The following is a 2,213-nucleotide window of genomic DNA, read 5'->3' as shown; positions in this document are numbered from 1 at the left end:
GAACACTGGTACTTTCTCGCCGTCCGGATGCGCCCAGGCGGTTTATCCCCGCTGGCGCGGGGAACACATCATGCCGCCCAAGTCCTGACCTAAGGTGCGCGGTTTATCCCCGCTGGCGCGGGGAACACGGCCTTGAATTGAAAGCGCCCGTAACTGATGACGGTTTATCCCCGCTGGCGCGGGGAACACTCTAAGCATACATAACTGTTTTTAAACAAATTTATTCCGCATCAACAATCTACCAACTAAATTAAAACATTTCCTTATTTTTAAAGAACGGATAACTTATTGATTATCAACAGGAAGAAAAGAAACCAAACGCAACCCATCCAAATCCACCGGAATACGTCTATTTTCACCCCAGGTCTGAAATTCAAAACCTGACTCGGTATTGGTCGCCCAAGCCATCACTACATTTCCGCAACCTGCCAGTTGAGAGATTTGCTGCCAGATCATCTCCCGAATACGTTTGGATGTATCTCCGACATACACACCGGCACGCACTTCCAGTAGCCAGATTGCGAGCCGTCCACGTAAACGTGGAGGAACATTTTCCGTTATAACTACGATCATGCTCATCCGCCGCGTCCTCGATGACCGCTATCGCCTAACGTTTCAGGTTCGGGGATGGCTGGCGGTAGCATATCCGTCGCAGGTTGTGGCGGTTCAATTTCACCGGCGGCAAGCACTTCCTCTATTAACGGAATTAATTTGCCCGTTAACTTAGTGCTACGGAAAATATCGCGACAGGCTAATCTGACTTCTTTATCAGGTTCTGCGGGTTGCCTCGCTGCTATTTCAAATGCCTTTGGCACAACCGAATCAAATTTAATGATATCGGCTATGTCATAAACAAATGAAAGCGGTTTGCCACTATGAATAAATCCAATAGCGGGCGCATATCCCGCGGCTAATACTGCCGCTTCAGAAATACCGTACAGACATGATGTGGCAGCACTGATGCAGCGATTCACAACATCGCCTTTTTCCCAGTCTTTAGGATCGTATTTGCGACCATTCCATTTCACACCATATTGTTTCGCCAGTAATGCATAGGTCTGGCGAACGCGGGATCCCTCAATTCCCCGTAGCTGATCCACTGAACGGCGAGCTGGCGGTGGCTCACGAAAACGTAATTCATACATTTTGCGCACCACCTTCAGGCGTAGATCTTCCGTTAAAGCCAGCTTTGCCTGGTAGAGTAATTTATCTGCCCGCGCCCCTCCGGGTTGTCCGGAAGAGTAAACGCGAACGCCCGCTTCACCGACCCAGACCAGCAGTGTTCCCACCGTGGCGGCCAGATGCACCGCCGCGTGGGAAACTCTCGTTCCCGGTTCGAGCATAATGCAGGCGACCGATCCCACCGGAATGTGCGTGCGGATCCCGGTTTTGTCGATCAGCACGAAAGCGCCGTCCAGTACGTCGATTTGACCGTACTGGAGGAAGATCATAGAGGCGCGATCTTTTAACGGGATCGGACTCAGTGGTACAAACGTCACGCCTCTGCTCCGGGTTTGATCAGCATCAGACCACAGCCGAACGCGCGGCTTTTGCCATACCCCTGGCTCAGACGTTGCAGAAATAACCCGGGATCGGTGACCGTAAGCATCCCCGTATAATCCACACTACTGAACTGGATCAGTTGCCGGGAGTTTTCCCGCCGGAGTTGTTGTTGTCGGTAGGCATCAACCGAGGTATCCAGTAGAGTAAAACCACTTCTTTCCCCCTGCGCTACCAGCCAGTCCAGCGCCGCCTGTTGTTGATGCAACCAGATATCACGCCCTTCCGCCTGCCCCTTCACCTGCCGTTTCGCCTCCATCAGCAGATCGTGGCGCTTGCCCGCTTTACAGATTGTTGGATTCGCCCGCAGGTTGAAACAAAGTTGTTGTCCGGTACGCAGCTCGGGCGCAAATGACCGGCATTCGATGGTGAAAGTTTCACTTTCCGCCGGGCGTTCCTGCGAGAGGACAAAAAAGCGAAACGCGCCCTGGAGTTCTTCCCGACGATAAAGAAATTGCCTTTCTTTGCCGCCAGGGAAGAGATCCCACAACCACTGATGCATCACATATTCACCGCGATCCACCAGATGCAGCAACTGCGCAGGCGAAAGCTGGCCGGTATGTAAGGTTATTCTTGAGAGGTACATGGTTCCTCCTTGCTGAGCCACGGCCCTGATTGATGGTGCGTTCCCCAAACAGCCATTGCCGACGATT

3 protein-coding genes and 1 pseudogene are annotated in these 2,213 nt (G+C 52.3%); all 4 read right to left on the bottom strand.

Annotation, left to right across the window (positions count from 1 at the left end; all coding sequences use genetic code 11):
* Positions 1 to 285: 285 nt before the first annotated feature.
* Positions 286 to 579, bottom strand: coding sequence for a type I-E CRISPR-associated endoribonuclease Cas2e (cas2e, locus tag FFT88_RS25010; protein ID WP_135403841.1), 294 nt, complete (start codon positions 577 to 579; stop codon positions 286 to 288).
* A complete protein-coding gene (cas1e, locus tag FFT88_RS25005; protein ID WP_135403840.1) occupies positions 576 to 1,499 on the bottom strand; it encodes a type I-E CRISPR-associated endonuclease Cas1e in 924 nt (307 codons plus the stop codon). Before cas1e ends, cas2e begins: the two co-directional genes overlap by 4 nt.
* Positions 1,496 to 2,146, bottom strand: a complete 651-nt coding sequence (cas6e, locus tag FFT88_RS25000) for a type I-E CRISPR-associated protein Cas6/Cse3/CasE (protein ID WP_135403839.1) — start codon at positions 2,144 to 2,146, stop codon at positions 1,496 to 1,498. The genes cas1e and cas6e overlap by 4 nt, the downstream gene beginning before the upstream one ends.
* Positions 2,128 to 2,213 (bottom strand): annotated as a pseudogene (locus FFT88_RS24995) (type I-E CRISPR-associated protein Cas5/CasD); the annotation flags it as partial. The gene cas6e and the pseudogene FFT88_RS24995, both read right to left, overlap by 19 nt.

The sequence above is a fragment of the Escherichia sp. E4930 genome, from assembly GCF_005845405.1.
GTDB lineage: Bacteria > Pseudomonadota > Gammaproteobacteria > Enterobacterales > Enterobacteriaceae > Escherichia.
This window is presented reverse-complemented; position numbering and strand designations above follow the sequence as displayed.